This window comes from Pseudomonas sp. FP2300 (assembly GCF_030687595.1).
GTDB lineage: Bacteria > Pseudomonadota > Gammaproteobacteria > Pseudomonadales > Pseudomonadaceae > Aquipseudomonas > Aquipseudomonas bijieensis.
This window is the reverse complement of sequence record NZ_CP117440.1, coordinates 4,995,264-5,020,692: the sequence shown is the minus strand read 5'-3', so window position 1 is coordinate 5,020,692 and position 25,429 is coordinate 4,995,264. Positions and strand designations below refer to the sequence as shown.

Below are 25,429 nucleotides of genomic sequence, written 5' to 3'. Positions count from 1 at the left end.
GGTGAGCGCAGACAGCATCAGGTATAGAACTCTTGAGATTAGAAACGTGGAGCGCCGTGCTCTTTCCAACAGCCTTCAGTCCATTCAATCTCTGAGAAATGTGCTGCGAAAGATGAATCGCCTGGGCTACTGGCAAAGAAACCGAATTGGACAAGTTCTTCTGCATGAAACAAGTGGAACATCCGCATCATGCAGAACTGTTTCCCGTCAACGGAGTTTTCAAGGAGGAAGTCACTGCCTCTTCGGCTCAGTCGGTAATACATGGTCTGGGTGACACGATCGAAGTCAGCCATGGACCAGTCCGAAAAACCATTGTTGGTCACGACAGAGAACAGTTGTTGAAAACCGTTTTTCTGATACTCGATGCCGCTTTTCATCCAGTTGTCTTTATCTTGATAGATAAGAAGGCCGCATTGGTCAAAGTAGGTATCTGAGGAAAAGGATACCTTGGCTTTCAATGTCCAGTAGCGTTCCTGGCTTGCAACCACGATGGCCGGTGCATTGTCATACTCCAGGCCATAGTAAGTGCCTCGCCAGAAGTCAGTGTCGGGCGAAGTGTGGATAATTATTTCCCGATCGCTGATGGTCGATCGCTCGGGTACGTTAATCCAGGTCCAGTCTGAAATGTTCAGTGTTTTCATATTTTTTATCGCCCGGAAAACCAATGGCTTATTTCACTGTGCTGGTGCACGCATAAATCCGCCGCACTCAGGTTCTGCCGCCCAGAGTTGGGGTTGAGCAAGCCGATACAAAACATGGTGGCGGCCTTTGCCGCCGCCACGCCATGGGCGGAGTCTTCAATCACCACACAGGAAGAGGGCGCAATACCCAAGCGCTTGGCGGCCATGAGAAAAATCTCGGGGTCTGGCTTGCTGTGCTTAACCTCATTGCCACAAACGACTTCATTGAAAAAAGTTCGTAGCCCGGCGTTACGCAAAATCAGTTCAACGAGTTCTCGAGGTGAAGAGGAGGCGACTGCACAGGGTATTCCTGCTTTCTTTAATGCATCGAGAAGTTCTGTCACCCCTGGCATGGGAGGCAAGGGGGTTGAATGTAACACCTCCATTAACTGCCGATGATGCTCCGTCATAAGGCAGTCCAGGGAATCCGCAAGCCCGTATTCGGTTTTGATGGTACTCCACATATGACGCTGCGTAGTGCCTACAAAACGTGACAGTTCTGCCTCATCGAGCACTACGCCATGACGCGAATAAGCGTCTCTTTCCTGTTTCATATAGACGGGCTCACTGTCAACCAGAACGCCATCCATATCAAAAATGAAGCCTTGAATAGCCCGCATCAATGTGCGCTCTGCTGTTTAGGGGCGCGCTTGAAATGCAGAAAGTTATAGTTCGAGCGTGCTTCAAATTCATGCAGCTTGAATGATTTGGTCATTTCAATATCTTGAAAGCCTTCGCCATCTATTAGCGTAGTGGTGTCCGCTCCACCAATAATGATGGGGAGTTGCATGAGCATGATTTCGTCGACCAAGTCGAGGTTGAATACCTGCCAATTCAGTTGGCCGCCACCCTCGACCATGATGTGATTTATTCCGCGGGCTTCCAGCATCGGGAAAAGCTGTTTGAAATCGACGCGTGCGCTGCCCGCAAAAAGTACCTCTTTACCATGGGCGCGGATTTGCTCGATCATCTCGTGGTCACGAGCCTGTTCTGTGGTCGCGATGATCGTTCGCTCGGGAGAACTTAGAATTTTTGCCGACGCTGGAAAGTTCAGCGATGTCGTCGGAATGATGCGAACCGGGTTGCGACCACTCCCGTAGCGATTGGTCAATTGGGGATCGTCGGTGATAATCGTGTTGCGCCCGACCATGATCGCATCGACTTCCCCACGGAATTTGTGAATAAAACGCATGTCCTCATCGTCGAAGTGCTGGAAAAGCGGTTTGCTCGATGCTTCATTGCCGAGCGTCAGTTTGCCGTCAATGGAGATCTGACTAAATACAGTAACTTTCATAAGGCGAGTCCACTTGGAGTACTTGTGAGTTTTAGCGTGACAGGTGCTTGGGATTGGGTGTGAAGACGCTTTTTATCGTGGGGGCGCAAGGATCATTCAACAAACTGTCAAAGACTGCTGAATACGCTTCCAGGGGATAGAGATGGGTGACCAGTTTTCCAAGTTCTGGAAGCCTATGGGCAATACGCAGCGCCAGGGGAAAGTGCTGGTTGTATTCGCCCGCGGCAATGATGCTGATGGCATTGACCAGAAAATGCTTTGCAGGAAGCGAGTATTTGTAGTCCCCGTTAAATCCGAACAGGACAATCCTGCCGCCTCGGCTGACTCTACTGGCGGCGGTTTCGAGCTGATTACCCACGGTATCGATGACGACATCAAATTTTTCTTGGTTTGGCCCAAGGCACTCAAGGTCCCGGGGATGAACGATGTCCAAACCCAAGGAGTGCCCGAATTCAATTCGAAAGGTGTTCAAATCGGTCGCACGGGTATGGACGCCCATGCCGCGCAAGAGTATTTGTGCGACCAGGCTCATTGGGCCCGATCCCAGAAGCAGCACCCGATCTCCCGCCTTGATGGACGCCTGCTCGATGTTGTTCAAGATGCACGCTACGGGTTCAATCAAGACGGCTGTTTCCCAGCTCATGTCGTCCGGGATGCCGTGTACAAAACGCTCGTGTGTGATAAATCGCTCTGCAAATGTACCGTGCTTGTTGACCCCGGCGATGTTCAGGCCCGCATTTGAACCACCACTGCATAGATGGGTTTTGGCTGAGTTGCAGTACGCACAATTGCCGCAATATTCATTGGGGTCTACAACCACGCGCATACCTTTACGCGTGCGGGTAACATCTGTTCCTACATTGACAACGACGCCGACCGCTTCGTGACCACGAACGATTCCCACCTGTCCTTCTTCGCGCCCTGACAATACCGCCAAATCTGTTCCGCAGATGCCGGACAGGACGATTTCTATTTCTACACCATCGGCGGGCAGCGTTTTGAATTCGTCGAGACTCACCAAGCTCAACTTTTGCGCGCTCACTAAACTGATTGCCTTCATATATACATCAGCGCTCTATTTGATTTTTGGATAAAGCATGCCAACTAGAGAACTCGCTCCGCTGTACCTGGAGCGGTCCACGGACGAAACCTGTTAATCCATTTGGAAACGGCCGGCATTATGCAAGGCTGGCAGAGTTGGTTTCAGTCTAAAAAGAATTACCGATAACGACATGATGATTCATGTTGTTTCAGCTTGGCGGCCCAGGCGCCGTAAATATGGGGGATGTATTGTTTTTTCTAATCTGGCGGGTGCGAATTTTATTATTTGGATACAAGTGCGCGGGCACAATGGAACTAAAGGAAGTGAGGGCCCCTTTTATCCCTCAAGGCTATGCACCAGGTTTTCAATCGCTTCCAGGGCCGCCTCATCCGGAGGCGGCGCAGCAGGACTTGCACTGCGCATCTGGTACGCGAGACGGTATTCGCTGGGGGTGCAATTGGCGTATTGCTTGAAGGCGCGGGCGAAGTAGGATGGGTCCTTGAAGCCTGCTTCATAACCGATACTGGTGATGGGCATCTGGCTGTTGTCGAGCAGTTCCTTGGCAAAGCTCATGCGTTTGTTCAGCACGTAGTCGGTGAAGCCGAGCCCATTGGCTTCCTTGAACACCCGGCTGAAGCGAAACGTCGTCATGCCACAGCGCTTGGCCAGATCGCGCTGATCGATGCTTTCGCGAAAATGCTGGTCGATGTACAGCATGATGTGGCTGAGGGCCTGGTGCTTCTGGTGTCCTGCGGTCAGGCGGATGCTGTCGGGCAGGGTTGGGGAGTGATCGATCTGCGAGGTCTTTCCCCGACCATTGGCAGTGCGGCGCAGCTCGCACAGTTGCATCACGGCCGTCAGGTAGCGCTTTCTCTCGGCGACAGACAGGGGCAACACCATGTATTCCCAGACGCTGGAGCGCATGGCCCATACCGCCAGTTCTTCGGAGTGCTGCACGGTGAACATGGTGATGGGGATGGTGGGAACGGTTCGCTTGATCTCCAGCAGGCGCCGCAGGCCTGGGGTGTCCGGGCGATCGAAGTGGATGCAGATCATGTCGACCTGTCCCCCGCTGGGCAGCATGGCGTTTTTTGCCAGCGTGCAGTCGCACGCGTCCTGGAACTGGGCGACGAGTTCCTGGGTGGACCGATCATGAGTCAGATCGAACCATAACAGCTTCGGCTTTTCAGTCGGGATTGACGCCATAGGACGACTACTCACAGGTTCTTTCTGCCCTTTAGCTAGCAGTATTGTCACTGTGCTATCACTTCGCCGAATAAATTTTTATAAAAATTCGATCTTTTAGCGTCATCCCTTGCCACGCAATGCTGGCGAGCGCCGTTTGCGCTGCGGCACGGATGGGTTTTCCGACCTCGCAGCCGTTCTCGTCCCCCGCAAAAAAATCCTAGCGATGTGCAAAATCCTCCTAACGGCTATCACCACCTGCTGACTAGGGTTGCATCAGGCAGTTCGCAATGTACTGCCCCTTGAGAAAACAACCCCGATGAGGTGTGCGAAATGACTCTTCAAACAATCAAGGCTTCGGTACTGAAGTTCGCCAAAGATGAAGATGGCCTGACCATTGTGGAATACGCCGTGGCTGGTGGGTTGATCACCGTCTTGGTGGCCGCCGCGTTTGTTCTCCTGGGCGGCGCCGTGAACACCAAGATCCGTGCACTGTGCCAGGCGGTCAACGGCAACGTTGCCTGCTGACAGCGGCAACTTGCGATGACGGGGACACGGCAACTTTCAAGGAATAACGCTGCGACTCTTTTGTAGTGAGTACAACGAATACATCAAATGGACTTCGCGCTGTCCCCTCCAAGCAAGTTCGTAGCAGTACTACTTACGAGCGTGAGGTTCATGAAATGACTCTCCAGACCATAAGCACTTCGATCAGCAAGTTCGCCAAAGATGAAGACGGCCTGACCATCGTTGAATACGCGGTGGCCGGTGGCTTGATCACGGTGTTGGTAGCCGCGGCATTCGTCCTTCTGGGCGGCGCCGTCGATACCAAGATCCGGGCGCTGTGCCAGGTCGTCAATAGCAACGTCGCCTGCTAACGAAAATCACTCTAGGGAGACGCATCATGTCCATGGAATTGCTGGTGTCGACGGTACTACTGCTGGGACTGCTGGGTGTGGCGGTGGTGAGCGATCTGCTTCGCCACCGCATCCCCAACACGCTGGTCCTGTTGGGCCTTGCCCTGGGATTGGCCGGCCAGGTCTATACCAGCGGGATCGGCGGCCTGGGCGATAGCCTGCTGGGCATGCTGATCTGTTTCGGGCTGTTCCTGCCCATGTACGCCGTCGGTGGCATGGCCGCCGGTGACGTCAAGCTGATGACCATGGTCGGCAGCTTCCTGCCTTTTCATTACGCACTGTGGGCGGCGCTGTTCAGCCTGATCGCCGGCGGTGTGTGCGGTTTTCTGATCGTCCTGGCCCGCGGCCAACTGCTCCAGACCCTGGGGCGCTACTGGCTGATTGTGCGCGCCCAGTCTTATCTGGCGCCGACTTCGGATGAAGTGGCCGGCAAACCCTTTCCTTATTCGATTGCGATCCTGATCGGTACTTTGAACAGCGTTTACTGGCAACTGGTTGCCGGCGGCTGGGGAGTCTAGTCATGCACGTCATCAACGATAGCGATGCCTACCCCAGCGAACGGGAAGCGGTGCAACGCCTGGCGCCACAGCCATGCACCATTCGCGACACCGGCCTGACCGACAGTTTCCTGGGTGAGTTGGTATGCAAGCATCTGCACGATGCCGGTGTGCTGGACATGACTCGGCTGGTGGAGCGCCTGGCCCTGACCGGCGCGGTACTGGAAGAAGTCCTGGCGTTCCTGCGCAAGGACGGTCGCGTCGAAGTGCTGGGCCAGTTGGGACAAACGGGCGTGCAGACGCTGCGTTATGGCCTGACCGAGCGCGGCCGCAGTTCGGCCCGCGATGCCCTGGCCCGTAGCGGCTACATCGGCGCGGCCCCGTTTCCGGTGAGCACCTATCGCTCGCTGATCAAGATCCAGACCATTCACCATGGCCGCATCACCGCCAAGGACATGCACCAAGCCTTGGCCGGCCTGGTGCTGAGCCAAGGCATGCTCGACCAACTGGGCGTCGCCCTGAATTCCGGGCGGGCGATCATGATCTACGGCCCGGCGGGCACGGGCAAAACCTACGTCAGCAGCCGATTGATCCGGCTGTTCGCCGAGGCCATCTGGGTGCCCCATGCCATCGTCATCAACGAGTCGGTGATCGAGATCTACGACCCGCAGGTGCATCAGCGCCTGGATGACAACGGCCAAGCGAACAACCTGATGCTCAACGAAGGCATCGACCGCCGGCTGCTGTGCTGCAAACGCCCGATCGTCATCACCGGCGGCGAGCTGAGCATGGAGCAGTTGGACGTGCGCTACGACCCGTTCACCCGGCAATACCAGGCGGCGTTGCAGCTCAAGGCCAGCAACGGGCTGTTCATCATCGATGACATGGGCCGCCAGCGCATGGCCCCGGCCGAGCTGCTCAATCGCTGGATCGTGCCCATGGAGGAGAAGCGCGACTTCATCAACCTGGGGGGCGGCCGGCATTGCGAGCTGCCGTTCGACCTGGTGCTGGTGTTTTCCACCAACCTCAACCCCCTCGAATTGGCCGACGAGGCCTTCCTGCGGCGCATCGGCTACAAGGTGCAGTTCGGTTACCTCAAGCCCGAGGAATACGAACGCATCTGGCGCCAGGAGTGCGAACGCCTGGGCATCCCCTACGATCCGCTGCTGGTGCGCTATGTCCTGCAGCGGCTGTATGCAGGCGAAGGCATGCCGCTGGTGCCTTGCCATCCCCGTGACCTGTTGAACATGGCGCTCGACCGCCAGCGTTACCTGGGCGGTTCCGGCCCCCTGTTGCCGCAAGAACTGGAATGGGCCTGGCACAACTACTTCGTTCAGCTCGACTTCCTTTGATCTGGAGATACCGACATGAGCTCTCGTACGCTTCCGCTGATAGGCGTTTCCCTGGTAATGGGCCTTGGTGCCGCATGGATGGCTGACTCCTGGCTGAGCGCGCGACTCAACGCGACCCCCGATGATCACCTGCGAAGCGTGGTGGTCGCCACGGTGGAAATCCCCTTCGGGCAGATGGTCGAGGCCCAGCAAGTCACCACCGTGCGCATGCCCATGGACACGATCCCGGACGATGCCTTCGATTCCAGCGAACAGGCCGTGGGCAAGATTGCCACCTTCGACATCCTGCGCGGCGACATCGTGCGAGGCGCGCGTCTGAGCGAGCACTTGGGCGGCAGCACCCTGGCTTCGCTGATCGCACCGGACAAGCGGGCCATATCGGTACGCGTGGATGATGTGGTCGGCGTGGGCGGCTTCCTCTTGCCGGGCAACCGGGTCGATGTGTTGGCAACCAAGACCACCAGCGCCGGCAGCAACAGCGCCACGTCGCGGACCATCCTGGAAAACCTGCGGGTGCTGGCGGTGGACCAGACGGCGGGCACCGACAAGACCCAGCCGGTGGTGGTGCGGGCCGTGACGCTGGAAATGTCCGCCAGCGAAGCGGAAGCGCTGGTCACTGCGCAAACCGAAGGCAAGCTGCAATTGGCCTTGCGCAACCCGCTGAACCTGGAGAAAAAGGCCGTGGCCGTTGCCCCGCCAGCCCCTGCGCCGGTCATGGCAGTGGCTGCCGCTGCGCCGCCAAAACCTGTGGTGCAGCGCAGTGCCAAGCCCCAAGGCGGGTCGATCACGTTGATCCGTGGGATTGAAAGCAGCGTGATCAATGTTCGCTGAATAGCGCCTGCATGCCAGGCCCTCCCGGGCCGTGGCGATACCGATCCTCAAACGTTGCAGATGAGGGCTCGATGATGAATGCCAATATCCGGCGCCAGGGAGGGGCGGTGAGTGTGTTGATGGTCATCGCGCTGGTGGCGATTTCCATGATGGCGGCGTTGGCCCTGGATGGCGGGCACATGCTGCTGAACAAGACGCGCCTGCAGAATGCGGTGGATGCCGCCGCCTTGGGCGGGGCCAAGACCCTGAGCCAGGTGAGCGGCGGCATCAATATGGCCAGCACCACCCGCGCGGCGGCCCTGGACACGCTCAACAGGAATGCCAACGCCGTCGGCAACACCGAGCTGGCCACCGCTGTCGCCGGCAACCCGGGTGTGTTTGCCGTGGTGGAACTGTCCAGCAGCGTCTACGGCCCGTTCTCCTACCCAGGACCTAGCGATGCCAAATACGTACGGGTGTCGGTATCCAGCTATCAATTGAGCGGGTTTTTCTGGAGCTTCGTGCAAACGATGGGCAGCGCCGGCTTGGGCAACAAGCGCGTGACGGCGATTGCCACTGCTGGTCCCAGCCCGACCTCGCCTTGTGACCTGGCGCCGTTGATGGTCTGTGGCGATCCCACTCAATACAACCCGGCCGCCGGTAATTTCTGGAGTTATCACTTTGGCGACTTGACGGTCTTGAAGACCGCGGCGGGCAACACATCGCCCATCGGCCCAGGCAACTTCCAATTGCTGGATTTCGGCTCAGGTGGCAGTGCAGTCCGTGAAGACCTGGCCGGCGGTGGCTCGGTTTGCCGCAATGTCGGGGACAACGTCCAGACTGCGCCAGGTAATAAAGCCGGCCCGACCTCACAAGGCTTGAACACGCGTTTTGGTATCTACAACGGCCCGGTCAGTTCTTCCGACTACCCGCCGGACCTGGTCACCACGTCCGGCACCCCGGCGATGACCTACAACGATGCGCTCTCCCAGGCGCAATACAAAGGCAAGGCCGTTACCTCGAGCAACGGCGATCTCTCGGCGGGCGGCGAGGCGATGCTGGACTACAACGACTGGCGTACCAGCGTCGCCGCGTGTGTCGCGGGAGGCGGCAGTGGCTGCCAAAGCAACGGCGTTTTCGAGCGCCGGATGCTGAAGATCGTGGTAGGCAACTGCACCGGTAAGCAGGGTGGCTCCACCTCGATTCCCGTCCTGGGGTTCGGTTGTTACTTCGTCCTGCAGCCGGTGAATGGTGGTGGTTCGGACTCCATCATCTTCGGTCAGTTCGTCAAGGAATGTGAAGGCGACAACGTACCGGGTCCCACGCCGTCCACCGATTCGGGCCCACAGATCATCCAGCTCTACAAAACCTACCTCAACGGCAGCGGCACTCCGAGCACCGACTCGTAGGAGGCGTCATGGGACTTTCTCATTTCAAACCGGCGCAAGCCCAGCGAGGCGTGGCCCTGGTGGAGTTCACCCTGGTGCTGCCGTTGCTGCTGTTGTTGCTGCTGGCCTTCGGCGAGTTCGGCCGCATGCTCTACCAGTACAACGTACTGCTTCAGGCCAGCCGCGATGCCGACCGCTTCGTCGCCAGCCAGGCGTGGAATGCCACTCTCGGCGGTATCACGTTGAACAACACGCTACTGACCCAGACGAAAAACGTCGCGGTGTATGGCGTGCCCAGTGCTGCCGGCACCGCCGTGGTGTCAGGGCTGACCACGGCTAACGTGCAGGTCGCCGCCGAGGGCATCGATCATGTGCGCGTCACCATTACCTACACCTTTTGCCCGGTGATCGGTGCGGGTAACTGCACCGGGTCTATTCCAGGATTTTTCGGCAATGCCATTCCGCTGGGCATCCAGTTGGTCGCGACCACCGTCATGAGGGCGCTGTGATGAACCATAAACACATGCGCGGCACCTACATCGTGGAGTTTTCCTTCGTGGGCTTGCTGGTGTTCATCCTGTTGTTCGGCGTGGTGGAAATGGGCCGGCTGTACTTCACGGTCAACGCGCTGGATGAAGCGGCACGGCGTGGAGTACGCCTGGCGGCGGTGTGCAATATCAGCGATCCGGTGGTGTTGCGCCGGGCTATCTTCAACGCCGCGACGGACGCCGGTACCAGCCAACTGATCACCAGCCTGGCGACCTCGAACCTGGCGCTGACTTACCTGGACGTCAATGGCGCCGTGGTGGCGAACCCCGCCGATACATCCGGCAGCACGGGCTTCCGTGCTGTCCGCTATGTCCGGCTGAGCGTGCAGAACTTCGTTTTCAACCTGTTCATTCCCGGCTTGGGCGTGCCCATTACCTTGCCCACCTTCAGGGCAACCTTGCCACGCGAAAGCCTTGGGCGTCATTCCGATTCCGGGGAGATCACACCATGCTGAACACCAGGGAAACTCCGCTTTCGACCACGACTGGCAGAGCCGGGCTGCGGATACTGATCAGCAGCCGCGATGCCACGGCCCTGCGCGACCTGCAATGCGTCTGCCAACGTATGCCTGGCCTTGAGGTCAGTACACGCCTGGTCAGCAACGGGCATGTCGACCCGCTCTATGGCCTGGAGCGCATGCCCGACCTGCTGCTGCTTCGCGTCAGCCACCTGTGGCGCGAAGAGCTGTCGGCATTGTTGCAGCGTCCGGCCCATGAGCGTCCACCGATGCTGGTGTGTGGTCCTTTGGGCGAGCAGGAGGGCATGCGTCTGGCGATGCAGGCCGGCGCTCGGGATGTACTGCCCGAACCCGTCGCCGATACGGAATTGGTCGCGGCGCTCAATCGCCTGGTGACGGAAGTCCGCCTCGGCAGCGGGAACGAAGGGAAGCTGGTCGCGGTGATCAGCGCCAAGGGCGGCTCAGGCGGGACCTTGGTAGCGTGCAACCTGGCCCAGCAGCTCAGCGCTCGAGCGGGCAATACCTTGTTGCTGGACATGGACCTGCAATTTGGCAGTGTGACCCATTACCTGGACGTGGCGCAGTCCCACAGCCATCTGGAAGTGCTGCAGCAGATCGACGACATGGACAGCGTCGCGCTGCGGGGTTTTTGCAGTCACTTCAGTCCGACCCTGCACATACTCGGTGGCCGGGCTGGCGAATTGTGCTTGCCCCAGGACGCCCAACCCGAACAGCTCGATGCCCTGTTGCAACTGGCCCGTGCCAGTTATGACTGGGTGGTGGTGGACCTGCCGCGGCAGATCGATCACCTCACCGGCTCGGTGCTGGAACAGGTGGACCGGGTGTACGTGGTGGTGCAACAGAGCGTCAGCCACCTGCGCGATGCCAGCGCCCTGGTGCGGATCCTGCGCGAAGACCTGGGCGTGCGCGGCGATCAGTTGCAGATCGTGGTCAACCGCTATGACAAATCCGCCGCCGTCAGCCTCAAGGACATCGGCGAAGCCCTGCGTTGCGCGAACCTGTCGAAATTGCCCAATGACTTCAACCTGGTCAGCCAGAGTCAGAACACTGGCGTGCCGTTGGGGCTACATGCGCCGAAGGCGGCCATCACCGCCGCCTTGCGCGATTTGACCGAAGACCTGGTCGGTCACCAGATGGCCACAGACAAGGGCCTGCTTAAACGTGCCTTCAACCGTTTTTTCGGGGGATGACCCATGATCAGCGACTTTCGTAACCGCTTGCGCAAACAGCCCGCCAAACCTGGCGCCTCAGTGGGTACCCCGCCCAATGACGGCCTGCCGGACCCGACAGACGCGTTGATGGCCTGGGAGCAGGCCATTCCGGATGTGCTTTACGAAACCCGCAGCCAGGTCACCCCGGTGGAGGCCGAATGGCGGGAGAAGATCTACCAGCAATTGCTCAAGGTCATGGACCTGTCGTTGCTCGATGCCCTCGAACAAGTCGAGGCCGCGCGGCAGATCCGCGATATCTGCCAGCGCCTGCTCGAGGAGCATTCGGCCCCGGTGAGTACCGCCAGCCGGCAGTTGATCATCAAGCAGATCACCGACGAAGTGCTCGGCCTGGGGCCGCTGGAACCGCTGCTGGCCGACCATAGCGTGTCCGACATCCTGGTCAACGGGTTTGCCTCGGTCTATGTCGAACGCTTCGGCAAGCTGCAACGCACCGATGTGCGTTTTCGCGATGACCAGCATTTGCTGAACATCATCGATCGCATCGTTTCCAGCCTGGGGCGACGTATCGACGAATCTTCGCCTTTGGTGGACGCCCGGCTCAAGGACGGTTCGCGGGTCAACGCGATCATTCCGCCGCTGGCCATCGACGGTCCGAGCATGTCGATCCGGCGTTTCGCCGTGGACCTGCTCAACACCGACAGCCTGATTCAGGTCGGCACCATGACCCCGGCCATTGCCTTGCTGCTCAAGGCCATTGTTCGCGGTCGCCTGAACGTGCTGATCTCCGGCGGGACCGGCAGCGGCAAGACCACCATGCTCAACGTGCTCTCCAGTTTCATTCCCCATAACGAACGCATCGTCACCATCGAGGATTCGGCCGAGTTGCAACTGCAGCAGCCCCACGTGGTACGCCTGGAGACCCGGCCTTCGAACATCGAGGGGCGCGGCGAGGTGAGCCAGCGGGAACTGGTGCGCAACAGCCTGCGCATGCGTCCGGACCGCATTGTCATCGGCGAGGTGCGCGGTGCCGAGGCGCTGGACATGCTCACGGCGATGAACACCGGCCACGACGGCTCCCTGACCACCATTCACGCCAACACCGCACGCGACGCCCTGGGGCGAATCGAGAACATGGTGTCGATGACCGGGGCGACTTTTCCGATCAAGGCCATGCGTCAACAAATTGCCTCGGCCATCGATGTGGTGATCCAACTGGAGCGTCAAGAAGACGGCAAGCGACGCGTGGTGAGCATGCAAGAGATCAACGGGATGGAAGGGGAGGTCATCACCATGACCGAAATTTTCTCCTTCGTGCGCCAAGGCATCGGCGAGCACGGCGAGGTGCTCGGGGAGTATCGGCCCAGCGGCATGATCCCGGCCTTCCGCGATGTGCTGGCCAAACGTGGAATCGAGTTGCCGCTGACCTTGTTTCGCCCTGAGTGGATGGAGGGCCGGTCGTCATGAACAATATTCCCGGCGAGTTCATCCTGATTTTCCTTGGCATGGTGTTCATTGCCGTGTTCCTGCTGTCCCAGGGCGTGGTGGTGCCGGTGTTCGGCGAGGCCGGCAAAATGCGCAAGCGCATTCGCGGGCGTCTGCATGTGCTGGAGAAGGCCAACCACTTGCCCAACATGCAGACCGTGTTGCGGCAGAAATACCTGACGCGCCTGTCGCCCCTGGAAGCCCGTCTGGAACAACTGCCGTTCATGGCCAACCTGACGCAACTGATCGAGCAGGCCGGTCATGAATACCGGGCTTATCGGGTCATGCTGCTCGGTCTGATCCTGGGAGTGGCGGCCGGTGCCCTGGTGCTGATGGTCTCGCCGGTCTGGTGGATGGCGCTGCTGGCGGCATTTGCGGTGACCTGGGTGCCGGTGTTGAAGATCCTGCGTGACCGCAGCAAGCGCTTCGCCGCGTTCGAAGAGGGTTTGCCGGATGCGCTGGACGCCATGTGCCGGGCCTTGCGCGCCGGCCACCCGTTCAACGAAACCCTGCGTCTGGTCGCCGAGGAGCACAAGGGGCCGGTCGCCCAGGAATTGGGCATGACGTTTTCCGACATCAACTATGGCAACGACGTGCGCCGGGCCATGCTCGGTCTGTTGGAGCGCATGCCGAGCATGACGGTGATGATGCTGGTGACCTCGATCCTCATCCACCGCGAGACCGGCGGCAACCTGACCGAAGTGCTGGAGCGCCTGAGCCGCCTGATTCGTGGACGTTTTCGTTTCCAGCGCAAGATCAGGACGCTGTCGGCGGAAGGGCGCATGTCGGCCTGGGTGCTGGTGGCGATCCCGTTCGTGCTGGCGATCGCCATCGTGCTCACCAGCCCCAGCTACATGCCGGTGCTGATCAATGACCCCATAGGGCACAAGCTGATCATCGGCGCGTTCTGCGCCATGTTGATCGGGATTTTCTGGATAAGAAAAATCATCCGGATCCAAGTTTAAGCGCTGTCGCGCCGAGAGGTTTCAGTCATGGACTTTTTGCTCGGATTGTTGAGTCGGTTTACCGGTAACGAAGAACTGGCGCGCCTGTTGTTCATTGCCGCGATTGGCCTCAGTACAGTGCTGGCGGCCGTCGCACTCCTGCTATTGTTGTTGGGCCTGCAGGATCCGGTACAGCGGCGTCTGGCGCTGATCAAGCGTGGTTACGGTGGCAATACCGGGCAAGAGGCGCCCAGTAACCTGCAGCTCTTGCTGGAACGGGTCGGCCAGCGCTTTGCCTCGACCGACCAAGCCCACACGTCCGCTACCCAGACTTTGTTGACCCACGCCGGTTACCGCTCTGCCTCGGCGGTGCAGATGTACTGGGCCGTGCGCCTGATGTTGCCGTTGTTGCTGGTCGGCGTTGCGTTGTTGCTGTTGCCGATGGTCAAGGTTTCAGTGGTCATCGGCCTGTTGGCGGTGACCCTCGTGGCAGGCATTGGCTGGTTGCTGCCGGCGATCTATGTCGGCAAACGCAAGCAGGCACGACAAGGCCGGTTGCGCGCCGCGTTCCCGGATGCATTGGACCTGATGGTGGTCTGCGTCGAGTCGGGCCTGGCCCTGCCCACGACGATTGAACGGGTGGCTGAAGAAATGTCGGTCAGTCAGGTTGAGTTGGCTGAGGAGCTGGCGCTGGTCAATGCGCAGATCCGGGCGGGCATCACCAGCACCGAGGCGCTCAAGCAATTGGCCGTGCGCACCGGCCTGGAGGATATCCAGGGGCTGGTCAGTCTGCTGGCGCAAAGTATCCGTTTTGGTACCAGTGTGGCCGATACTCTGCGCATCTACGCTGATGAGTTTCGTGATCGGCGGACCCAGGCGGCGGAAGAAATGGGGGCCAAGATAGGCACCAAGCTGATCTTTCCGTTGATCTTTTGCCTGTGGCCGAGTTTTTTCCTGGTCGCCATTGGTCCGGCCATGATTGGTGTGTTCAGGGCTTTTGGGAATATGTAGAACACGCAGCGCTTATTGTGGGAGCGAGCTTGCTCGCGATAGCGGTTTGACAGTCAATGAAGGTGTTGAATGTCGGTCCGTCATCGCGAGCAGGCTCGCTCCCACGGTTGATTTTGGGTGTTCAGGAGACTTGTGTTCACCGCAGGCCCATTGTGGGAGCGAGCTTGCTCGCGATAGCGGTGTGACAGTCAATGAAGGTGTTGAATGTGGGGCCGTCATCGCGAGCAGGCTCGCTCCCACGGTTGATCTTGGGTGTTCAGGAGACTTGTGTTCACCGCAGGCCCATTGTGGGAGCGAGCCTGCTCGCGATAGCGGTTTGACAGTCAATGAAGGTGCTGAATGTGGGGCTGTCATCACGAGCAAGGTCGCTCCCACAGTTGATCTTGGGTGTTCAGGAGACTTGTGTTCACCGCAGGCCCATTGTGGGAGCGAGCCTGCTCGCGATAGCGGTTTGACAGTCAATGAAGGTGTTGAATGTCGGTCCGCCATCGCGAGCAAGCTCGCTCCCACGGTTGATTTTGGGTGTTCAGGAGACTTGTGTTGACCGCAGGCCCATTGTGGGAGCGAGCTTGCTCGCGATAGCGGTGTGACAGTCAATGAAGGTGTTGAATGTGGGGCCGTCATCGCGAGCAGGCTCGCTCCCACGGTTGATCTTGGGTGTTCAGGAGACTTGTGTTGACCGCAGGCCCATTGTGGGAGCGAGCTTGCTCGCGATAGCGGTGTGACAGTCAATGAAGGTGTTGAATGTGGGGCCGTCATCGCGAGCAGGCTCGCTCCCACGGTTGATCTTGGGTGTTCAGGAGACTTGTGTTCACCGCAGGCCCATTGTGGGAGCGAGCCTGCTCGCGATAGCGGTGTGACAGTCAATGAAGGTGTTGAATGTGGGGCCGTCATCGCGAGCAAGCTCGCTCCCACAGTTGATCTTGGGTGTTCAGGAGACTTGTGTTCACCGCAGGCCCATTGTGTGCGAGCTTGCTCGCGATAGCGGTGTGACAATCAATGAAGGTGTTGAATGTGGGGCCGTCATCGCGAGCAAGCTCGCTCCCACGGTTGATCTTGGGTGTTCAGGAGACTTGTGTTCACCGCAGGCCCATTGTGGGAGCGAGCCTGCTCGCGATAGCGGTTCGACAGTCAATGAAGGTGCTGATCGTGAGGCCGCCTTCGCGAGCAAGCCCGCTCCCACAGGTTCAGGCCTGTGCTCTACCGACCATTCAAGCCAAAAGACCGCAGCCTTCAGGAGTACCTACATCGGATCAAATGTAGACACTGCCGAAGGCCGCGATCTTTCGTTTCCTGCGTGTTTCATTTACTACTGGTGATCTCTCCCCCCGAGTCCTGGTCAAAGAATTCCGGGATCGGGTAGTTGAAGCTGTTGAGCCAGCGCTGCATGGCCAGTTCGCGTTCGGCGGCCGAGGCGGTTTGTAGGTTGGTGGAGGCTACCACGCCGCGAATCTGCAGTTGCATCCAGCTCTCTGTGCCTTGCTGTGCTGGCGAAGAGGGGCCTGGTTCGATTGCCCAGGCGGTGCTGGAAAGGCCCACCAGGCATGCGATCATCAGTTGTTTGGTCATCATCTCTTGGACTCCTCGTAACGCTCTACTTGATCGCGCCGGTTGAGGCATCGACGATCTCGGTGGGGCGGTTGGCGGGTGACGTCATTGCGTTAGGGGCCGAACCCCTGATTCTTTCCGCGCGGGCTTGGGCATCCGCCACTTGCTGGGGGCTCAGCTTGGCCATGTTCGCGAGCTCGGCGGCCTGCTTCCAGTTGTCCTGGTAGATCAGCAGAGTCACCATGTTGAGCGCTGCCAGCGGGTCTGACTGCTGGAGCTCCATGGCGGTCATGAACTCGAAGCGGGCTTCTGAAATGCGTCGTTGATTGAGGTAGACAACCCCCAGGTCATTGCGGATCTTGCCTTCGGTGGGAGCCATTTTCGCTGCGCGTTCGAGGTATTGCGTAGCGGCCGCATTGTCATTTCTGGCGGCCGCCAACTGGCCAAGGCCATGTTCACCGTCAGCGGCCAGGCATGTCCCGAGCAGGCTTTTGTATAACGGTTCAGCCTCGTTGCGCCCCATCAGGCGCAGTACCCGAGCCTTGCGCAGGCGGACCTGGACCAAGTCCTCGGGCAAGCGTTCGAGGTTCGCCAGGCTGGCGTACAAACGGCCCTCGTTGGCCATGTCTTCCGCCATGTTCAGGGCCAGTTCCTGGTCGGATCCAGGCTTGGCGCAATCGGCCGTGCGTGGAGCCACCGCGCTGTTGCTGGCACAGCCGGCGAGCATCAAGGTCGCCGTTAATGCGATCACTGTTTTCATTGAATGCCCCTTGGCAACCCGTTGGATATTGGATGCCTTGCACATCAGGCGCCGGCTCATTGAGAAAGCCCGCTGCGGTTGTCAAATTCGCCATGTTCAAGGAAGTACATGCGATAGAAGTTCGGGTCGTAATTGCGCAGTTGTTCACCTGGCAATGTTGGCAGTTGCGCGTCGGCGGCCAACGGTTGAACCAGGTGTGGCGTGACGATCATCAGCAGTTCACGCTCTTCGCGGTTGATGGAGTTGTCGCGAAAGAACGCGCCGAGAATCGGTATATCTCCCAGCCCCGGAAACTTGTTCACCTGTGAGCTGTTGCGGGTGCTGATCAGGCCGCTGATGACGAAGCTTTCGCCGTCGGCCAGGGCGATGCTGGTATCGGTACGGCGCACCGTGAGTGCTGGCACTAATGTCCCGGCGATGTTCACCGCGTTGGTGAAGTCCAGTTCACTGACTTCCGGCGCCACCTTCAAGGCGATGCGATTCTTGCCGATGACGGTGGGGGTCAGGGTCAGGCGAATACCGAATTCCTTGTATTCGATGGACACGTTGTCGCTGCCGGCGCTGGGCACCGGGATCGGCACTTCACCGCCGGCCAGGAAACTCGCGCTCTGCCCGCTGAGGGCCACCAGGCTTGGCCGCGCCAGGGTATAGGCGAAACCACTGCCTTCCAGCGCGTTGATCATCAACAGCGTTTTACCGGTGGCGAAAGACAGGTTGAACATGTCGTTGTTGACCGGCAATGAAGGCCGGACAATGCCGCCGATGGAGGGCAAGGTCCTCGGCGCGCCGAACTGGAAATTGCCACGGCTGCCGAAAATCGACGTCGAGGCTTCCTTGAGTTTGTTCCGGCTGACTTCAACGAAGCGAATGTCGGTCTGCACCTGGGCGAGCAGCATCGGGTCTTCGGAAGGCATGCTCGCTGCGCTGGTCAGCGCCTCAGTGGCCCTGCCTTTGACAAAGACCATGCTCTGGCGGGGGATCTTCGAACAGTCCGTCCAGACCATCAGGCTGGTGGCGCCGGGCGCCAGACCCGTGAGAATGAAGGCATCGCTGCCGCTGGGCTGTACATCGGCAATTTTCGGGTCGCCGACTGCCAGCTTCGTCACGGGGGCGAGGATGCGCAGTTCGCTCTGGAGCCCTTGGCCGACTTCGAAGGTCGCCGGCAGATTGTCCAGTTGCGAACAGTTTGCCGCGGCGGCCTGGGCCGCATCCAAGCCAAGACCCATCCAGAACAGGCCATGAATGAAATGTTTTAGAACCGGAGCAGTACGATGGGTCATGAAGTGATCCTCGATAAAGAGACCATCCCTAGGCTTAACCATTTGCCTCGGATCACTTAAGAGGCCCGGGCTGCCCCTTTCCATCTCGCCGGCCTGTTCATATGCCGGTTTCAGGCCTCGTCGCTATAAGCAAACGGGCGCATTTCTCCGGCCTGACTGAACGACAGGCAGCTTGCGAACAACTTTTCGGTTCCCGGGTCTCCGGGGTTTTCGAAGGCAACGACGGTGTCGATCAGGTCGCTTCATGAGCGTTTTGCCGAGCCTGTCATCGCTTCTGTTTCACGGTAGTTCAAACATGGCAAAGCGCCACGCCACGAATCAAAAAAATGACTAAAAAGTGACGGGTGGAAAAATTAGCTCACATGACCGTCAATAATTTGTCTTTTCGTGTTGTGAAGGGCGATACGCAGGGCATATCTTTCTGGGGACAGGGGGATGCCTGCGAGCCGTTTTTTGGTCGCAGGGTCTGGCGCAGATCAGGCCACGTGGTAGTGCACTGACAGTGTTCCTTTCTTTTGCGAAAGCGAGGCAATGGTGACTGTTCCCAGTTCGCGCAGGCGCTGCACGTGAGTACCGCCGCAACCGTAGGCGGCCAGCTCACCGAAACCGACTTCCCGCAGGCCTTCGCGCGACGTGATCAGGCGCGGCAGGTCGTCGGCAATCCATTCGTCGATGCCTTGCTGAATGATCGAGATGTCCAGTTCCTGAGGGTCTTCCCCAGGCTGGAACTGCACGCGGCTTTCGCCGGGCCAGTGATGGGCCTTGATCGGCTTCCAGCCACGGCTTTCGGCGAAATGGCCGATCAGGTGCCCGGCCGAGTGCAGGCGTGAATTCAACTGTCGCCGCTGCGCATCCACGCGGATCGCAGCCATGCCCAAGGCCACCGGGCTGTCGACGTAATGAACGATCTGTTGCCCGTCCTGGACCACGCGCAGCACTTGGCTTGCGCCGATCCATCCAGTGTCGCAGGGCTGACCGCCACCCTGGGGGTGGAACAGTGTGGCGCTCAGCACCACGGCAAACTCGTGTTCCCGGGGGCTGCAATCCAGGACTTCCACATTGGCCTCGAGGTCATCGCTATGGAAAAAGAGGCGTAGCGTCATGTGCCATATCCACATCAGAAATTGTGACGGGATTATAGGTAGGGCGTAAAAGGGTGATAATCCGTTCAAATTTCAAAGGACTGTTGCGTCATGAGCACAAATCTACCGTTGCCGCTGCTGGCCGAAATGGCCATCTTCGTCAAGGTCGTGGAAACCGGCAGCTTCTCCGAGGCGGCCCGTCAGTTGGGCTCATCACCGTCGGCCATCAGTCGCAGTATTTCCCGCCTGGAGAAAGCCCTGGCGACCCGACTGTTGCAACGCACCACCCGCAAGTTGCGTTTGAGCGATGGCGGAGAAGAGGTGTTCAAGCGCTGCCAGGAGATGGTCGCCGCCGCTCGGTCGGTGATGGAAATCAGCGGCCAGTTCACCCAGGAGGCTGAAGGGCGCATCCGCGTCAGCGTGCCCAAGGCGGTGGGGCGTTTCGTGATTCATCCGCACATGCCTGAATTCTTGCGTCGCTACCCGAAGGTCGATGTGGAACTGTTGCTGGAGGATCGGCAGGTTGACCTGATCGACGATCACGTCGACCTGGCCATCCGGATTACTGATCAACCGCCGGTCGGGCTGGTGGGGCGTCAGTTGTTGACCATCGATCACCTGCTCTGCGCCACGCCGCAGTATCTGGCTGAACACGGTACTCCCGCGCATCCCCACGACTTGTTGGAGCACAGCTGCATTTACCTGGGGGCAACTCCGAACGACGCTCGCTGGAAATTCAAGAAAGGGAGCAAGTCCGTCACCGTAGGCGTGCACGGACGCTACGCGGCCAATCACACGGGTGTGCGGTTGGGGGCCGTCCTGCAGCACATCGGCATCGGCAGCCTGCCGTATTTCACGGCCCGTCATGCCTTGGAGCAAGGCTTGATCGTGCAGGTATTGGCCGACTGGACGTTCCTGGCTTCCTACCACGGTGGCTTGTGGTTGCTGCATTCGCCGACTCGCTACCTGCCACCCAAGCTGCGAGTGTTCATTGATTATCTGGTGGCGTGCCTGGAGAAGGAGCCGACCCTGGACAAGGTGGGCAGTGGGAATCGTCCCAGCAATGTCGCGGCGCACTATGAGTTGCCGGAGAGTGATGGGTTGTACTGACGGCCCGTCCAGGCGACACACTTTGGCTAGGCAAAAAAAAGCCCGCCGGGTTAACCGTGCGGGCCTTTGCATGACCGGTCGCGATCAGTGCTTGCTGTCCTGGTCCGACATCGCCAGCAACTGCTTTTCCTGGTTCCAGTCGAAGGGCTCGTCGTTTTGCTCGGCTTCGAAACGACGTTCCTCCAGGGCCTGGTACAGGGCGATCTCTTCGTCGGGCATGTAGTGCAGGCAGTCACCGGCGAAGTACCAGAGCAGGTCGCGAGGCACCAGGTGGGCGATCTGTGGGTAACGGACGATCACCTGGCACAGGAGGTCCTGGCCCAGGTACTGGCTTTCGATCGGGTCGACGGGCAGTTGCGCGCGTAACTCGTCGAAGCGCTCCAGAAACAAGGCGTGGCTTTCTTCGGGCACCTGTTCGGCCTCACCCACGGCGACCAGGATGCTGCGCAAGTGGTCAAGCAAGACAAGGTGATCGGCAACGACATTGGACACGAGATAAGTCCTCAAGAGTAAAACGGGCGCAGGAGTATAAAGCCCTTGCGCCCGCTTTTATAGGTAGAGAGCTATAGGTGACGGGTCTACCGGCTCGTCGTCAACGAACCTTGTCTTGCGCCAGCGTCAGCTCTTCCTTATCGAAGTCATCCACGTCGATGACCTTGCGCCGCGCCGCCTCGGCCGCGCGCAAGGTCTGTGCTTCACCGGCTTGTAGCACACCCGTTTCCAGGGCCGCATCGATGAGCGGTTCGCCTGGCGCCGGATTGAGCTGACCCTGCTTGAGCGCTCCGTGCAGCTTCTTGTGCAGCGGATGGGCGGCAGCCAGCAGGTCGGCGGCGTGTTGCAGGGCGCCCACCGGATCGTCACTCGATTGCGGGCGATAGCAGCCTTGCAGTAACTCTTCGAGGGTCGGGTCACCCTTGGGCCGGCCGATGACCGCCGCCACCTCGGCGTCGAGCCTGTCGCTCGGGCCCTTGTGACGACGACCGAAGGGGAACACCACCAGGCGCAACAGGCAACCGAGCACCCGACTGGGGAAGTTGCTCAGCAGCTCATCCAGCGCACGTTCCGACTGGCCCAGGCTTTCCTCCATGGCCCAGGTGAACAGCGGCGCCATGTGGTCCGGCGAGTCCAGGTCGTGATAGCGCTTGAGCGCCGCGGACGCCAGGTAAAGGTTGCTCAAAACATCGCCCAGGCGGGCCGACAGGCGTTCACGGCGTTTGAGTTCACCTCCCAGCAACATCATGCTCAGGTCCGCCAGCAGGGCGAATGCCGCTGCCTGCCGGTTGAGGGCGCGGAAGTAACCCTGGCTCAGGGTATTGCCGGGGGCTTTCTCGAAATGCCCCAGGCCCAGATTGAGCACCAGGGTGCTGGCGGCGTTGCTGACGGCGAAACCAATGTGCTTGAGCAACAGGGCATCGAACTCGACCAGCGCCTGGTCTTTGTCTTCACGGGTTGCCAGGGCCATTTCCTTGAGCACGAACGGATGGCAGCGAATGGCGCCCTGGCCGAAGATCATCAGATTGCGCGACAGGATATTCGCGCCTTCGACCGTGATGAAGATCGGCGCACCTTGCCAACTACGCCCCAGGTAATTGTTCGGGCCCATGATGATGCCCTTGCCGCCATGTACGTCCATGGCGTGGCTGATGCACTCGCGGCCGCGTTCGGTCAGGTGGTACTTGAGAATGGCCGACAGCACCGAAGGCTTTTCCCCCAGGTCCACCGCGTTGGCGGTCAGCATGCGTGCCGCGTCCATCAACCAGGCGTTGCCACCAATGCGCGCCATGGCTTCCTGGATACCTTCGAACGCCGATAGCGGTACGTTGAATTGCTCGCGCACCTGGGCGTACTGCCCCGTCACCAGGCTGGTGAACTTCGCCGCGCCGGTGCCCACCGCCGGCAGGGAAATCGAGCGCCCGACCGACAGGCAGTTCATCAGCATCATCCAGCCCTTGCCCAGCATCGCCTGGCCGCCGATGAGGAAGTCCAGGGGGATGAACACGTCTTTGCCCCAGTTCGGCCCGTTCATGAACGCGGCGCCCAACGGCAGGTGACGGCGACCGATATGCACGCCAGGGGTATCGGTGGGAATCAAGGCCAGGCTGATGCCCAGGTCTTCTTCATCCCCCAGCAGGTGGTCAGGATCATAAGCCTTGAAGGCCAGGCCGAGGAGGGTGGCCACCGGACCGAGGGTGATGTAGCGCTTTTCCCAGTTCAGGCGCAGGCCGAGGGTTTCCTGGCCTTGCCATTCACCCTTGCAGATGATGCCGGTGTCGGGCATCGCCCCGGCGTCGGAGCCGGCCAGTGGCCCGGTCAGGGCGAAGCAGGGAATATCGTCGCCACGGGCCAGTCGCGGCAGGTAATGGTCGCGTTGTTCATCGGTGCCGTAGTGCAGCAACAGTTCCGCCGGGCCGAGGGAGTTGGGGACCATCACGGTGGAGGCCAGGTCGCCGCTACGGGTGGCCAGTTTCATCGCGACCTGGGAGTGGGCGTAAGCGGAAAAGCCTTTGCCGCCGTATTCCTTGGGAATGATCAGCGCGAAAAACCCGTGCTCCTTGATGTGGGCCCAGGCTTCAGGCGGCAGGTCCATGGCCTGGCCGATCTGCCAGTCGCTGACCATCGCGCAGAGTGCTTCGGTGGGGCCGTCGAGGAAAGCCTGCTCCTCCTCGGTCAGTTGCACCTTGGGATAGGCCAGCAACAAGTCCCAATCCGGACGACCGCTGAACAGTTCGCCATCCCACCACACCGTGCCGGCATCGATGGCGTCGCGCTCGGTCTGGGACATGGGCGGCAGGGTTTTCTGGAACCAGTCGAACATCGGCGCACTGAAGTATCGGCGGCGCAGGTCTGGCAGCAGCAACGGGGCGGCGACGGCGGCGAGTACCACCCAGAGGATCAGCAGCAGCCAGCCGGGCGCATGGCTGAAAATGCCCATGGCCAACAGGTAGACCGCGACGATACCTAGCGCGGGTAGCGGGTCGGTGCGCCGATGCGCCAGCCAGGCGATCCCGACGATCAGCACCAGTATCCACAACAACAGCATATGTAATCCTCCGTGAACCAAGGCAAAACCGACCTTCAGAGCTTAGACGGCATCTGCAAAACCGGTGGTCAGCGCGATGTGATTGATTTCGTGGGAAACCCCAGTTGTATTGCGCCAGTCTGGTTGGCAACAGCCGTGGGAAATCGTTCGTTAACAAGGTGAGAAAACGCCATTGTTTGGCCGGAATGCCGTTATCGCTGGGCGGGGGCTGTGGATAAACTCGGACACAGTCAGCCCCAGCCGAACACAGTACTTGTGGCGAGGGGATTTATCCCCGCTGGGCTGCGAAGCAGCCCCAAGGCAGGCCCACTCAATCTGCCTGGCACACCGAGGTGTCAGGGTTAGGGCCGCTTCGCGTCCAGCGGGGATAAATCCCCTCGCCACAAAGACCGAGTTCGACCCTGAGGGGGAGTGATGTTTCCCGAGAGGCTTTCCTTTTATGCAGCAATACCTGAACCCCGGCCCCTTCATCGACAGCGATCACCCTGCGGTCATCGACTTCACCGAAACCCACCGCGGTGCCGAGCGCGACCCGCTGGCCCAGGCGGTCAGCCTGTATTACGCCGTGCGCGAGGCGGTACGGTACAACCCCTATACCTTCAGTCGCGACCCGGCGACCCTGCGCGGCAGTCATGCGCTGGTTTCCGGTGAAAGCTATTGCGTGCCCAAGGCCACCTTGCTGGCCGGTTGTGCCCGGCATTGCGGCATCCCGGCGCGTATCGGCCTGGCGGATGTGCGCAACCACCTGTCCACCCCACGCCTGCTGGAATTGCTCAGGAGCGACGTGTTCGCCATGCATGGTTATACCGAGCTGTACCTGAACGACCGCTGGGTCAAGGCGACGCCGGCTTTCAACCAGGGGCTGTGCGAGTTGTTCGACGTGGCTCCGCTGGAATTCGACGGTCGTCACGACAGCGTTTTCCACCCGTTCAATCGACAAGGGGCGAAGTTGATGGAATACGTCACCGACCACGGTCAGTACACCGATGTGCCCGAGGCGTTTTTCTTCGAACACCTGGAGAAATGCTATCCGCATCTATTTGGCGAGCAGGTGCCGCTCCTGCTCGGCGACATGCAGGGCGATTTGAGTCGCGCCTGATCCGGCGTATGCTGCGGCGGCATTTATCCATCGAGGACGCCGTGATGCTGAAGATATGGGGCCGGAAAAATTCATCGAATGTGCGCAAGGCGTTGTGGTGCGCGGAAGAGTTGGGACTGGCCTACCAGGCCATTGATGCGGGCGGGGCATTCGGGGTGGTGGACACGCCCGAGTACCGTGCGAAAAACCCCAACGGCCGCGTGCCGATGATCGAGGACGACGGTTTCGTGCTCTGGGAATCCAACACCATCGTGCGGTACCTGGCTGCTCGCCATGCGTCGGGTTCGGCCTGGTATCCCGCTGACGTGCAGGCACGGGCCCAGGCTGAAAAATGGATGGACTGGACCACGTCCAGCTTTGCCGCACCGTTTCGTACGGTGTTCTGGGGCGTGTTGCGCACCCCGGCCGAGCAACAGGACTGGGCGGCCATCAACGCGGCGATCAAGGAGTGCGATGACTTGTTGGCGATGGTCGAGCGAACCTTGAGCGAACAGCCCTACCTGTCGGGTGATGAAATCGGCATGGGCGACATTCCCCTGGGCAGTTTCATTTATGCCTGGTTCGAGATGCCCATCCAGCGCGCCGAGCTACCTGGCGTAGGGGCCTGGTACGCGCGGTTGCAGCAGCGTCCGGCCTACCGCAAGGCCGTCATGACCGCGTTGACTTAATACTTACTATCGACACACTTGACTGTACTTGTGCGGCGACG

General features: G+C 59.7%; 26 protein-coding genes. 15 read left to right on the top strand and 11 right to left on the bottom strand.

Going from position 1 to position 25,429, the window contains the following annotated elements; genetic code table 11:
- Positions 1-38: 38 nt before the first annotated feature.
- The 5 genes from PSH86_RS22130 to PSH86_RS22110 all read right to left on the bottom strand — a co-directional run bounded on the left by PSH86_RS22130 (position 39) and on the right by PSH86_RS22110 (position 4,222).
- Positions 39-641, bottom strand: a complete 603-nt coding sequence (locus tag PSH86_RS22130) for a DUF1349 domain-containing protein (protein ID WP_109754426.1) — start codon at positions 639-641, stop codon at positions 39-41.
- 5 nt (positions 642-646) lie between these two features.
- Positions 647-1,300, bottom strand: coding sequence for an HAD family phosphatase (locus PSH86_RS22125; protein WP_109754425.1), 654 nt, complete (start codon positions 1,298-1,300; stop codon positions 647-649).
- Positions 1,300-1,974, bottom strand: a complete 675-nt coding sequence (locus PSH86_RS22120) for a dihydrofolate reductase family protein (protein ID WP_109754424.1) — start codon at positions 1,972-1,974, stop codon at positions 1,300-1,302. The genes PSH86_RS22125 and PSH86_RS22120 overlap by 1 nt, the downstream gene beginning before the upstream one ends.
- A gap of 31 nt (positions 1,975-2,005) precedes the next feature.
- On the bottom strand, positions 2,006-3,034 hold the full coding sequence (locus tag PSH86_RS22115; protein WP_163857427.1) for a zinc-binding dehydrogenase: 1,029 nt from the start codon (positions 3,032-3,034) through the stop codon (positions 2,006-2,008).
- A 318-nt stretch (positions 3,035-3,352) separates the two neighbouring features.
- Entirely contained in the window at positions 3,353-4,222 is an 870-nt protein-coding gene (locus tag PSH86_RS22110) for a DNA-binding response regulator (protein WP_305490383.1), read from the bottom strand.
- A gap of 312 nt (positions 4,223-4,534) precedes the next feature.
- On the opposite strand from PSH86_RS22110, the gene PSH86_RS22105 reads away from it, so the two are divergent.
- The 12 genes from PSH86_RS22105 (at position 4,535) to PSH86_RS22050 (ending at position 14,801) form a co-directional block, all read left to right on the top strand.
- On the top strand, positions 4,535-4,729 hold the full coding sequence (locus tag PSH86_RS22105) for a Flp family type IVb pilin (protein WP_008070254.1): 195 nt from the start codon (positions 4,535-4,537) through the stop codon (positions 4,727-4,729).
- Positions 4,730-4,884: 155 nt separating this feature from the next.
- Positions 4,885-5,079 (top strand): Flp family type IVb pilin, encoded by a 195-nt coding sequence (locus tag PSH86_RS22100; protein WP_109754421.1) that lies wholly within the window; start codon positions 4,885-4,887, stop codon positions 5,077-5,079.
- Positions 5,080-5,105: 26 nt separating this feature from the next.
- The gene (locus PSH86_RS22095; protein ID WP_109754420.1) at positions 5,106-5,636 is read left to right on the top strand and encodes a prepilin peptidase; all 531 of its coding nucleotides are present in this window, start codon (positions 5,106-5,108) and stop codon (positions 5,634-5,636) included.
- A gap of 2 nt (positions 5,637-5,638) precedes the next feature.
- Entirely contained in the window at positions 5,639-6,967 is a 1,329-nt protein-coding gene (locus PSH86_RS22090; protein ID WP_109754419.1) for an AAA family ATPase, read from the top strand.
- 15 nt (positions 6,968-6,982) lie between these two features.
- The gene (gene cpaB, locus PSH86_RS22085; RefSeq protein ID WP_109754418.1) at positions 6,983-7,798 is read left to right on the top strand and encodes a Flp pilus assembly protein CpaB; all 816 of its coding nucleotides are present in this window, start codon (positions 6,983-6,985) and stop codon (positions 7,796-7,798) included.
- Positions 7,799-7,869: 71 nt separating this feature from the next.
- The gene (locus PSH86_RS22080; RefSeq protein ID WP_305484921.1) at positions 7,870-9,186 is read left to right on the top strand and encodes a TadE/TadG family type IV pilus assembly protein; all 1,317 of its coding nucleotides are present in this window, start codon (positions 7,870-7,872) and stop codon (positions 9,184-9,186) included.
- 8 nt (positions 9,187-9,194) lie between these two features.
- Positions 9,195-9,674 carry a TadE/TadG family type IV pilus assembly protein gene (locus tag PSH86_RS22075; protein WP_109754416.1) on the top strand — a complete coding sequence of 160 codons (480 nt, stop codon included), beginning with the start codon at positions 9,195-9,197 and terminating at the stop codon, positions 9,672-9,674.
- Positions 9,674-10,168, top strand: coding sequence for a TadE/TadG family type IV pilus assembly protein (locus PSH86_RS22070; RefSeq protein ID WP_109754415.1), 495 nt, complete (start codon positions 9,674-9,676; stop codon positions 10,166-10,168). Before PSH86_RS22075 ends, PSH86_RS22070 begins: the two co-directional genes overlap by 1 nt.
- On the top strand, positions 10,162-11,382 hold the full coding sequence (locus tag PSH86_RS22065) for an AAA family ATPase (RefSeq protein WP_163857437.1): 1,221 nt from the start codon (positions 10,162-10,164) through the stop codon (positions 11,380-11,382). The genes PSH86_RS22070 and PSH86_RS22065 overlap by 7 nt, the downstream gene beginning before the upstream one ends.
- 3 nt (positions 11,383-11,385) lie before the next feature.
- Entirely contained in the window at positions 11,386-12,828 is a 1,443-nt protein-coding gene (locus tag PSH86_RS22060; protein ID WP_109754413.1) for a CpaF family protein, read from the top strand.
- A complete protein-coding gene (locus PSH86_RS22055; RefSeq protein ID WP_305484911.1) occupies positions 12,825-13,811 on the top strand; it encodes a type II secretion system F family protein in 987 nt (328 codons plus the stop codon). Before PSH86_RS22060 ends, PSH86_RS22055 begins: the two co-directional genes overlap by 4 nt.
- A gap of 27 nt (positions 13,812-13,838) precedes the next feature.
- Positions 13,839-14,801, top strand: a complete 963-nt coding sequence (locus tag PSH86_RS22050; protein ID WP_109754411.1) for a type II secretion system F family protein — start codon at positions 13,839-13,841, stop codon at positions 14,799-14,801.
- A 1,302-nt stretch (positions 14,802-16,103) separates the two neighbouring features.
- Here PSH86_RS22050 and PSH86_RS22045 read toward each other — a convergent pair.
- The 4 genes from PSH86_RS22045 to PSH86_RS22030 form a co-directional block, all read right to left on the bottom strand.
- Entirely contained in the window at positions 16,104-16,373 is a 270-nt protein-coding gene (locus tag PSH86_RS22045; RefSeq protein WP_109754409.1) for a DUF3613 domain-containing protein, read from the bottom strand.
- Positions 16,374-16,395: 22 nt separating this feature from the next.
- Positions 16,396-17,109 carry a tetratricopeptide repeat protein gene (locus PSH86_RS22040; protein ID WP_109754530.1) on the bottom strand — a complete coding sequence of 238 codons (714 nt, stop codon included), beginning with the start codon at positions 17,107-17,109 and terminating at the stop codon, positions 16,396-16,398.
- 56 nt (positions 17,110-17,165) lie between these two features.
- A complete protein-coding gene (locus PSH86_RS22035) occupies positions 17,166-18,389 on the bottom strand; it encodes a type II and III secretion system protein family protein (protein WP_249015411.1) in 1,224 nt (407 codons plus the stop codon).
- Positions 18,390-18,865: 476 nt separating this feature from the next.
- Positions 18,866-19,492, bottom strand: coding sequence for an alanyl-tRNA editing protein (locus PSH86_RS22030; protein ID WP_305484906.1), 627 nt, complete (start codon positions 19,490-19,492; stop codon positions 18,866-18,868).
- A 90-nt stretch (positions 19,493-19,582) separates the two neighbouring features.
- On the opposite strand from PSH86_RS22030, the gene PSH86_RS22025 reads away from it, so the two are divergent.
- A complete protein-coding gene (locus PSH86_RS22025; RefSeq protein ID WP_163857448.1) occupies positions 19,583-20,581 on the top strand; it encodes a LysR family transcriptional regulator in 999 nt (332 codons plus the stop codon).
- A gap of 84 nt (positions 20,582-20,665) precedes the next feature.
- Here PSH86_RS22025 and PSH86_RS22020 read toward each other — a convergent pair whose 3' ends face one another.
- Together PSH86_RS22020 and PSH86_RS22015 are read right to left on the bottom strand one after the other, a co-directional pair.
- Entirely contained in the window at positions 20,666-21,073 is a 408-nt protein-coding gene (locus PSH86_RS22020) for a PA2817 family protein (protein ID WP_003204309.1), read from the bottom strand.
- Positions 21,074-21,173: 100 nt separating this feature from the next.
- Complete coding sequence (locus PSH86_RS22015; protein ID WP_116833157.1) at positions 21,174-23,621, bottom strand: acyl-CoA dehydrogenase; 2,448 nt, start codon at positions 23,619-23,621, stop codon at positions 21,174-21,176.
- 439 nt (positions 23,622-24,060) lie between these two features.
- Here PSH86_RS22015 and PSH86_RS22010 point away from each other — a divergent pair, with 439 nt between their 5' ends.
- Positions 24,061-24,720, top strand: a complete 660-nt coding sequence (locus PSH86_RS22010; protein ID WP_305484900.1) for a transglutaminase family protein — start codon at positions 24,061-24,063, stop codon at positions 24,718-24,720.
- Between the two features lie 44 nt (positions 24,721-24,764).
- Positions 24,765-25,388 carry a glutathione S-transferase family protein gene (locus tag PSH86_RS22005; RefSeq protein ID WP_116834262.1) on the top strand — a complete coding sequence of 208 codons (624 nt, stop codon included), beginning with the start codon at positions 24,765-24,767 and terminating at the stop codon, positions 25,386-25,388.
- Positions 25,389-25,429: the final 41 nt, after the last annotated feature.

Coding starts and splice junctions, on each gene's coding strand:
- PSH86_RS22080 (WP_305484921.1), top strand. CDS start 7,870: ATGATGAATGCCAATATCCGGCGCCAGGGAGGGGCGGTGAGTGTGTTG.
- PSH86_RS22015 (WP_116833157.1), bottom strand. CDS start 23,621: ATGCTGTTGTTGTGGATACTGGTGCTGATCGTCGGGATCGCCTGGCTG.
- PSH86_RS22030 (WP_305484906.1), bottom strand. CDS start 19,492: ATGACGCTACGCCTCTTTTTCCATAGCGATGACCTCGAGGCCAATGTG.
- PSH86_RS22045 (WP_109754409.1), bottom strand. CDS start 16,373: ATGATGACCAAACAACTGATGATCGCATGCCTGGTGGGCCTTTCCAGC.
- PSH86_RS22090 (WP_109754419.1), top strand. CDS start 5,639: ATGCACGTCATCAACGATAGCGATGCCTACCCCAGCGAACGGGAAGCG.
- PSH86_RS22120 (WP_109754424.1), bottom strand. CDS start 1,974: ATGAAAGTTACTGTATTTAGTCAGATCTCCATTGACGGCAAACTGACG.
- PSH86_RS22040 (WP_109754530.1), bottom strand. CDS start 17,109: ATGAAAACAGTGATCGCATTAACGGCGACCTTGATGCTCGCCGGCTGT.
- PSH86_RS22130 (WP_109754426.1), bottom strand. CDS start 641: ATGAAAACACTGAACATTTCAGACTGGACCTGGATTAACGTACCCGAG.
- PSH86_RS22115 (WP_163857427.1), bottom strand. CDS start 3,034: ATGAAGGCAATCAGTTTAGTGAGCGCGCAAAAGTTGAGCTTGGTGAGT.
- PSH86_RS22060 (WP_109754413.1), top strand. CDS start 11,386: ATGATCAGCGACTTTCGTAACCGCTTGCGCAAACAGCCCGCCAAACCT.
- cpaB (WP_109754418.1), top strand. CDS start 6,983: ATGAGCTCTCGTACGCTTCCGCTGATAGGCGTTTCCCTGGTAATGGGC.
- PSH86_RS22005 (WP_116834262.1), top strand. CDS start 24,765: ATGCTGAAGATATGGGGCCGGAAAAATTCATCGAATGTGCGCAAGGCG.
- PSH86_RS22025 (WP_163857448.1), top strand. CDS start 19,583: ATGAGCACAAATCTACCGTTGCCGCTGCTGGCCGAAATGGCCATCTTC.
- PSH86_RS22075 (WP_109754416.1), top strand. CDS start 9,195: ATGGGACTTTCTCATTTCAAACCGGCGCAAGCCCAGCGAGGCGTGGCC.
- PSH86_RS22070 (WP_109754415.1), top strand. CDS start 9,674: ATGAACCATAAACACATGCGCGGCACCTACATCGTGGAGTTTTCCTTC.
- PSH86_RS22010 (WP_305484900.1), top strand. CDS start 24,061: ATGCAGCAATACCTGAACCCCGGCCCCTTCATCGACAGCGATCACCCT.
- PSH86_RS22035 (WP_249015411.1), bottom strand. CDS start 18,389: ATGACCCATCGTACTGCTCCGGTTCTAAAACATTTCATTCATGGCCTG.
- PSH86_RS22100 (WP_109754421.1), top strand. CDS start 4,885: ATGACTCTCCAGACCATAAGCACTTCGATCAGCAAGTTCGCCAAAGAT.
- PSH86_RS22110 (WP_305490383.1), bottom strand. CDS start 4,222: ATGGCGTCAATCCCGACTGAAAAGCCGAAGCTGTTATGGTTCGATCTG.
- PSH86_RS22105 (WP_008070254.1), top strand. CDS start 4,535: ATGACTCTTCAAACAATCAAGGCTTCGGTACTGAAGTTCGCCAAAGAT.
- PSH86_RS22065 (WP_163857437.1), top strand. CDS start 10,162: ATGCTGAACACCAGGGAAACTCCGCTTTCGACCACGACTGGCAGAGCC.
- PSH86_RS22095 (WP_109754420.1), top strand. CDS start 5,106: ATGTCCATGGAATTGCTGGTGTCGACGGTACTACTGCTGGGACTGCTG.
- PSH86_RS22050 (WP_109754411.1), top strand. CDS start 13,839: ATGGACTTTTTGCTCGGATTGTTGAGTCGGTTTACCGGTAACGAAGAA.
- PSH86_RS22125 (WP_109754425.1), bottom strand. CDS start 1,300: ATGCGGGCTATTCAAGGCTTCATTTTTGATATGGATGGCGTTCTGGTT.
- PSH86_RS22055 (WP_305484911.1), top strand. CDS start 12,825: ATGAACAATATTCCCGGCGAGTTCATCCTGATTTTCCTTGGCATGGTG.